This is a genomic window from uncultured Escherichia sp. (assembly GCF_948475835.1).
Taxonomy (GTDB): domain Bacteria; phylum Pseudomonadota; class Gammaproteobacteria; order Enterobacterales; family Enterobacteriaceae; genus ECMA0423.
In genome coordinates, this window is sequence record NZ_CAOLGM010000171.1 from 1 (window position 1) to 7511 (window position 7511).

Here is a 7511-nt window from a genome sequence, read left to right on the forward strand (position 1 = left end):
GTCACATGGTGAATGAGTAAAAAACGCCCGCGTGCCAGCGTGTTTTCTGCGATTGAGGCCAGTACAAAAATCAGCAAAACCTTGAGCAGCGTAACGACAAGTGAAGTCAGCAGGCAGGCGAGAGAAAGTTCTTACGCGCGCCCAAAGGGCAGAAACAGGGCCACAAACAGTGCTGCCATCACGACCTGTTTCAGCCCCAGCCCCCATTTCGCTAGCGCCAGCCCGGCACCGGAATATTCGGTCAGCGGGCCTTCCTGTAATTCCTGTTCTGCTTCAGCAACATCAAAGGGAATTTTTCCCATCTCAATGAAGCAGGCAAAACCACAGGCCAGTAACGCCAGTACGGTGGTTAGCGGCGAGTTCCAGCCCGTTGCCAGCGTATTGCTGATCATCTCGATATGCGTGGAACCTGCTATCAGCGCCAATACCAGCAGTGAGAGAATGAGCATGGGTTCGACCAGAATGCCGAGCGTCAACTCGCGACTGGCACCGACTCCCGCAAACGGGCTTCCGGTATCCAGCCCGGAAAGAGCAAAGAAAAAACGAAACAGGGCAAGAAGATAGATAAGGGTGATCAGATCGCCGCCGCCCGCAAAAGGGGAAACGGTAATAAAAAGTGGTAGGGCCATCGCCAGCACCAGCATGCTGCTGATTAATACCCACGGCATCAGGCGGAACATCAGACCTGAAGATATAGGCGCAACTTCCTGGCGTTTAAACAGTTTGTGGATATCGCGATAATCCTGCCAGATCCCCGGCCCGCGGCGGGAGTGCATACGCGCGCGTATCTGCCGGGAAATACCCGTAAAAAGCGGGGTTAGCATCAGCAGAATCACGGCCTGTGCTAACGCAAAAATGACCAGATATCCGTCGTAAAGAGTTTGTCTCATGGTGATTTCCTTAGACGGCAATAGCGATTAGCAGCACAACCAGTGCGGCGACCACATACAGGCAATAGAGACGAAAGTCGCCGCTTTGCAGATGCTGTATTTCTTTGGCCAGCCGTTGGGTGGCGCTCACGATGGGGCGGATCACCCGCTCATCCCAGAAGGGTTCTGTGCTCTGAGCCCTGGCGGTGACGTGCGCAAAACCTTTATTTAGCCTCAGCGTAGGGTCGAGCTGTTGTCGTAGACGAAATAACGCAGAGAAGACCACACGCAGCGGCTGCATCACGCCATTGCCTGACGGGGCCATCGCATTTTCCCAGCCGTAGCCGCATGCCCAGGCATCTCCTGTGCGACGAAACGCTGCGCGGCGCGAACGACACCACAGCCAGTAAAGGCCAGGCAGCAAAGGCATCGCCAGTAGTAACAGCAACAGTAATGAGGGGGTGACCTGTGTATGAAACGTGCCGGGTACAAGTGCTATTCCGCTGGCGACAGTGACGGGAGGGGTATTGGTAAACGCATGGGCAATATGCATTATCTTCGGTGCCAGCCAACTGGCACTAAGCGCAATTAATACGCAGAGTGCCGCGAGCAGTAGCATGGCGACGATCATCGTATTTGGCACTTCCTGTGCCTCTTCAGCGTGTGTACTGCGCGGCGCACCACAGAAAGTAATACCGTACATTTTTACGAAGCACATTACTGCCAGCCCACCAGTGACTGCCAGCATTACCATAGCAATAGGACCCGCAAGTTGTAGCGCTACGGCTTCCACACGACTTAGTGAGAACAGCGACTGCCAGGTGTACCATTCGCTGATAAAACCATTCAGCGGAGGAATGGCTGATATCGCGAGGCAACCAATCAGGCATGCTGCGGCTGTCCACGGCATCCGTTTCGCCAGTGCCCCCATTTTTTCCATGTCGTGGGTATGCAAACGCGAAATAATCGCGCCCGCGCCGAGAAATAGCAGCCCTTTGAACAGCGCATGGTTGAGCAGATGAAACAGTGCGCCGAGCAGTCCAACCACGGTGAGCAGCGGGTCGTGCAGTGACAGACCGACCATCGCCACACCGACTGCCAGCAAAATAATGCCGACGTTTTCGACGGTACTCCAGGCCAGCAGCCGTTTGATATCCTGTTCCGCCAGTGCATACAGCACGCCCAGGAGCGCGGAGATTGCGCCGATCGCCATCACCAGAGTGCCCCACCACAGAGGCAAACCCGTTTGCGCCAGCAGATCCATCGCTACTTTCAGGATGCCGAAAATACCGATTTTGACCATTACGCCAGACATCAACGCCGAAGCGTGCGATGGTGCGGCAGGGTGAGCGCGCGGCAACCAGCTGTGCAACGGCATCATCCCGGCTTTCGCGCCAAAACCGAAAAAGGCCAGCAGAAACACCGCCGACGCCAGCCCCGGAGAAAGTGAAAGCGTGCGAAACTGGCAAAATCGAGGCTGCCGCTTTCGCGCCCCATCAGCAAGAAGGCGATCATAATCAGCACCGATCCGGCGTGGGCGATAAAAAAGTAGAGCATGCCAGCGTTGATCGACGTTTTATCCTGCCTGGCAATGACCAGAAACCAGGAAGACAGCGACATCATTTCAAACAGCACGATGAACCAAAAAGCGTTGTCCATCACCAGCAGGGCAACCATCGATGCGATGAAAAGATTCATAAAGAAGCCCATCGCCGCCGCGCCTTTGCCCTCGTATTCGCGCATATAAGTCAATGAATAGAGCGAACAAACCACCACCAGCAAGGAGATAACCAGCACCATAAATGCCGAGAGGCTATCCATTCGCAGGGTTAAATCGGCAAAGTCAAAAGGGGTGGCAAAATGGGCGACTAAAGTTACACCAGCATGTAATTGCGTAATTCCGCTGATGATGCCAATCACGCCGCCCACCAGCGATGTGATGCCGGAAAGCTTAATAGCCAGTCTGTCCAGACCGAGTAAAAACAGCGAAGCCAGACTGGCAAACAGATAGAGGATCAGCGACCAGGTTAATAATTGCAGGGCATCCATTAGTGTTGCTCCTGAGTGAGGGAAAGGGGATCCTCCCCGCCATTGGCAAACCAGCTTGCGGCAAGGCGCTGTTTTTCTTTCATCTGACGTTGCAGGCTATCGTCGGTGATCAGCCGTAACGCCTGATTCGGGCAAGCGCGAACGCAGGCCGGACCTTCTGGCAAGAAATCACACAGGTCGCATTTCACCGCGACGGTCTGGACACCCGGTTCCCAGCGCAGCAACGCATGTTGGGGCAGCACGTTTTCTTCGCCGTCTTTGAGTGAGCCTTCAGCCTGAAAAACATATTGCGCATGGGCATTCACCGGACGGCTTCCTGAAGCGCTGATTGCGCCAAATGGGCAGACCACGGCGCAAAGCTTGCAGCCAATACAGAGGCTTTCGTTGAGTTGGATCGCATCATCCCTCTGAGAGATGGCATTGACCGGGCAGACCTGCAGGCAAGGGGCTTCCTCACAGTGATGACACACGACAGGGGCAGTGATTGTTGACGTCTTCGCCAGGGCCAGGCGCGGGTGTTGCTGTAAACCTTGCGTTTTATGCACGTCCGAACAGGCAGCGAGACAGGTATTACATCCTGTACACCACAGTGGTTCGGCCACCACAAAGCGGTTCATGTCGGCTCCTTGAAAATGATATGAAACATTGCATTTCATATTGCATAAAGGATGCCATTCTGATTAACTCAATATATTCAATAAGTTATGTATTGACTGGATTCTGAACGGTACAAAAATGATGGTCATTAACGTTCAGCAAAAAATGGATTCGACACCCGTGTCGCAGGGGAAAGCGAGAATGTGATCTTGATCACGAGAAGTGAGGTATGCTGGCCGCAAGCGCAGCCAGCACGGAATGGAGCAAAGTAATCAGGCGTGTTCTTTCAGCCAGTTCAGCACAACGTCGTGGTGATTGCTGGTTTTGAAATCGTCAAAGACATGTTCGATTTTGCCATCAGCGTCAATCAGGAAGCTGATGCGATGAATGCCATCGTAGGTTTTGCCCATGAAGGACTTTTCACCCCAGACGCCGAATTGTTCGCACACCTGGTGGTCCTCATCAGACAGGAGCGTAAAGTTAAGCAGCTCTTTTTCCGCAAAACGGGAGAGTTTTTCGGGTTTATCGGTGCTGATACCCAGCACATCAACGCCCGCTTTTTTCAACTCATCCATGTTATCGCGTAAGCCGCAGGCCTGTACGGTACAGCCGGGGGTCATGGCTTTCGGGTAGAAATAAACCAGAACACGCTGTCCCTGGAAGTCGGTCAAATTAACTTGTTCTCCGTCTTGATCCGGCAAGCTAAATTTCGGTGCGATATCACCGGCTTTCAGTGGATTCATTACTTAACTCCATCCTGTTCATCATGTTGGGAATAATTGACGACGTTAATACTGCCTTGTGCATTGAGTTCTGTACATAGGGCTTTGAACGCTTGCTCAATATTTGCTGCGTCCGCAGATGCGGGGCTGTGGGCGGTTATCTGAATATGCAACTGCGCAGCCCGTTCATTTTCAGCAGGTTGCGTGCGCGACACCAGCTCCGCAATGTTCATATGATGCGCGTCGAAAAGTGCTGTGAAGCGTTCAATTAAATGCGGGGAGTCTGCCACATCGACCTGAACCCAGACAGATGCTGGCATTGGCGGACGCGGACGCGCCGTCGTGCGCTTCATCACGATTAAAAGATCCAGTTCGGCACCTTTCAACGGTAACGTTGATTCAATCAGAGTAATGGCATTCCATGAACCGGAAAGCAGCATAATAAACGTGAACTCTTCTCCCAGCATCGCCAGGCGACTGTCTTCAATATTACAGCCGCAACTACTGACATGACGGGTGATGGTGTTCACAATTCCAGGGCGATCGGCACCCAACGCAGTGATCACCAGATAATGTTGCGATGACAGTGTCAAACTGGTTATTCCTTTAAGGGGTGAGTTGTTCTTAAGGAAAGCATAAAAAAAACATGCATACAACAATCAGAACGGTTCTGTCTGCTTGCTTTTAATGCCATACCAAACGTACCATTGAGACACTTGTTTGCACAGAGGATGGCCCATGTTCACGGGAAGTATTGTCGCGATTGTTACTCCGATGGATGAAAAAGGTAATGTCTGTCGGGCTAGCTTGAAAAAACTGATTGATTATCATGTCGCCAGCGGTACTTCGGCGATCGTTTCTGTTGGCACCACTGGCGAGTCCGCTACCTTAAATCATGACGAACATGCTGATGTGGTGATGATGACGCTGGAGCTGGCTGATGGGCGCATTCCGGTAATTGCCGGGACCGGCGCTAACGCTACTGCGGAAGCCATTAGCCTGACGCAGCGCTTCAATGACAGTGGTATCGTCGGCTGCCTGACGGTAACCCCTTACTACAATCGTCCGTCGCAAGAAGGTTTGTATCAGCATTTCAAAGCCATCGCTGAGCATACTGACCTGCCGCAAATTCTGTATAATGTGCCGTCCCGTACTGGCTGCGATCTGCTCCCGGAAACGGTGGGCCGTCTGGCGAAAGTAAAAAATATTATCGGAATCAAAGAGGCAACAGGGAACTTAACGCGTGTAAACCAGATCAAAGAGCTGGTTTCAGATGATTTTGTTCTGCTGAGCGGCGATGATGCGAGCGCGCTGGACTTCATGCAATTGGGCGGTCATGGGGTTATTTCCGTTACGGCTAACGTCGCAGCGCGTGATATGGCCCAGATGTGCAAACTGGCAGCAGAAGGGCATTTTGCCGAGGCACGCGTTATTAATCAGCGTCTGATGCCATTACACAACAAACTATTTGTCGAACCCAATCCAATCCCGGTGAAATGGGCATGTAAGGAACTGGGTCTTGTGGCGACCGATACGCTGCGCCTGCCAATGACACCAATCACCGACAGTGGTCGTGAGACGGTCAGAGCGGCGCTTAAGCATGCCGGTTTGCTGTAAAGTTTAGGGAGATTTGATGGCTTACTCTGTTCAAAAGTCGCGCCTGGCAAAGGTTGCGGGTGTTTCGCTTGTTTTATTACTCGCTGCCTGTAGTTCTGACTCACGCTATAAGCGTCAGGTCAGTGGTGATGAAGCCTACCTGGAAGCGGCACCGCTTGCGGAGCTTCATGCCCCGGCTGGAATGATTTTGCCGGTGACCTCCGGTGATTATGCAATCCCGGTGACCAACGGTAGTGGTGCTGTCGGTAAGGCGCTGGACATTCGTCCACCAGCCCAGCCGCTGGCACTGGTTTCTGGCGCGCGTACCCAGTTCACGGGCGATACCGCTTCATTGCTGGTGGAAAATGGTCGTGGCAATACTCTGTGGCCGCAGGTGGTTAGCGTGCTGCAGGCGAAAAACTACACCATCACCCAACGTGATGATGCTGGTCAGACACTGACCACCGATTGGGTACAATGGAACCGTCTGGACGAAGACGAGCAGTATCGTGGTCGTTATCAAATCTCTGTTAAGCCGCAGGGTTATCAGCAGGCGGTTACGGTTAAACTGCTGAACCTGGAACAGGCGGGCAAACCGGTTGCAGACGCGGCTTCCATGCAGCGTTACAGCACGGAGATGATGAACGTTATTTCCGCCGGTCTGGATAAATCTGCCACTGACGCCGCGAACGCTGCGCAAAATCGTGCCTCCACCACTATGGACGTACAAAGTGCAGCTGATGACACCGGTTTACCGATGCTGGTCGTACGCGGGCCGTTCAATGTGGTTTGGCAACGTCTGCCAGCGGCGCTGGAAAAAGTGGGCATGAAAGTGACCGACAGCACCCGTTCGCAGGGTAACATGGCCGTAACTTATAAGCCGCTGTCTGACAGCGACTGGCAGGAACTGGGCGCGAGCGATCCAGGCCTGGCATCCGGTGACTATAAACTGCAGGTTGGCGATTTAGATAACCGCAGCAGCCTACAGTTCATCGATCCGAAAGGTCATACTCTGACTCAGAGTCAGAACGACGCGCTGGTATCTGTCTTCCAGGCTGCGTTTAGCAAGTAAAAATACAGGGCTGGAATCATCCGGCCCTTTTTTCTGATATGATACGCAAACGTGTGCGTCGGCAGGAAAACGCGATTTTAGCGGTAATTCGCACGAAATTTGTTTGTCGGACGTAGTTCGGATAAGGCGTTCACGCCGCATCCGACAAAACATCCGGCACACCAGACAGCAAAAGATTTTAAAACGTTAATTCACACCCAGGAGTGATAAAGATGCAAAAGCAAGCTGAGTTGTATCGTGGTAAAGCGAAAACCGTATACAGCACGGAAAACCCGGACCTGTTGGTGCTCGAATTCCGCAATGATACGTCAGCAGGGGATGGCGCGCGCATTGAGCAGTTTGATCGCAAAGGTATGGTGAACAACAAGTTCAATTACTTCATTATGAGCAAACTGGCTGAAGCGGGTATCCCGACTCAAATGGAGCGTCTGCTCTCCGATACCGAATGTCTGGTGAAAAAGCTGGATATGGTGCCGGTTGAGTGTGTCGTGCGTAACCGTGCTGCTGGCTCTCTGGTGAAACGTCTTGGAATCGAAGAAGGTATTGAGCTGAACCCGCCGCTGTTCGATCTGTTCCTGAAAAACGACGCCATGCACGATCCGATGG

6 protein-coding genes and 2 pseudogenes are annotated in these 7511 nt (G+C 52.7%); 3 read left to right on the forward strand and 5 right to left on the reverse strand.

The annotated features are described in order from the left end of the window. The 5 genes and pseudogenes from hyfC to QZF50_RS21675 form a co-directional block, all read right to left on the reverse strand. Nucleotides 1-890, reverse strand: a pseudogene (hyfC, locus tag QZF50_RS21655) (hydrogenase 4 subunit HyfC); the annotation flags it as partial. 10 nt (nucleotides 891-900) lie between these two features. Next, nucleotides 901-2918, reverse strand: a pseudogene (hyfB, locus tag QZF50_RS21660) (hydrogenase 4 subunit B). Beyond that, entirely contained in the window at nucleotides 2918-3535 is a 618-nt protein-coding gene (gene hyfA / locus QZF50_RS21665) for a hydrogenase 4 subunit HyfA (protein WP_001295470.1), read from the reverse strand. The pseudogene hyfB and the gene hyfA overlap by 1 nt, the downstream one beginning before the upstream one ends. Nucleotides 3536-3787: 252 nt before the next feature. Further along, nucleotides 3788-4258 (reverse strand): thioredoxin-dependent thiol peroxidase, encoded by a 471-nt coding sequence (bcp, locus tag QZF50_RS21670; RefSeq protein ID WP_001068682.1) that lies wholly within the window; start codon nucleotides 4256-4258, stop codon nucleotides 3788-3790. After that, nucleotides 4258-4830, reverse strand: coding sequence for a glycine cleavage system transcriptional repressor (locus tag QZF50_RS21675; protein WP_000176187.1), 573 nt, complete (start codon nucleotides 4828-4830; stop codon nucleotides 4258-4260). Before QZF50_RS21675 ends, bcp begins: the two co-directional genes overlap by 1 nt. 145 nt (nucleotides 4831-4975) lie before the next feature. On the opposite strand from QZF50_RS21675, the gene dapA reads away from it, so the two are divergent. From dapA to QZF50_RS21690, 3 genes are all read left to right on the forward strand, one after another. Further along, complete coding sequence (gene dapA / locus QZF50_RS21680; RefSeq protein WP_001295469.1) at nucleotides 4976-5854, forward strand: 4-hydroxy-tetrahydrodipicolinate synthase; 879 nt, start codon at nucleotides 4976-4978, stop codon at nucleotides 5852-5854. Nucleotides 5855-5870: 16 nt separating this feature from the next. Beyond that, on the forward strand, nucleotides 5871-6905 hold the full coding sequence (bamC, locus tag QZF50_RS21685; RefSeq protein WP_001330579.1) for an outer membrane protein assembly factor BamC: 1035 nt from the start codon (nucleotides 5871-5873) through the stop codon (nucleotides 6903-6905). 212 nt (nucleotides 6906-7117) lie between these two features. Beyond that, a partial coding sequence (locus QZF50_RS21690) for a phosphoribosylaminoimidazolesuccinocarboxamide synthase (protein ID WP_290388987.1) occupies nucleotides 7118-7511 on the forward strand: 394 nt, incomplete at its 3' end.

Coding starts and splice junctions, on each gene's coding strand:
- dapA (WP_001295469.1), top strand. CDS start 4,976: ATGTTCACGGGAAGTATTGTCGCGATTGTTACTCCGATGGATGAAAAA.
- hyfA (WP_001295470.1), bottom strand. CDS start 3,535: ATGAACCGCTTTGTGGTGGCCGAACCACTGTGGTGTACAGGATGTAAT.
- bamC (WP_001330579.1), top strand. CDS start 5,871: ATGGCTTACTCTGTTCAAAAGTCGCGCCTGGCAAAGGTTGCGGGTGTT.
- bcp (WP_001068682.1), bottom strand. CDS start 4,258: ATGAATCCACTGAAAGCCGGTGATATCGCACCGAAATTTAGCTTGCCG.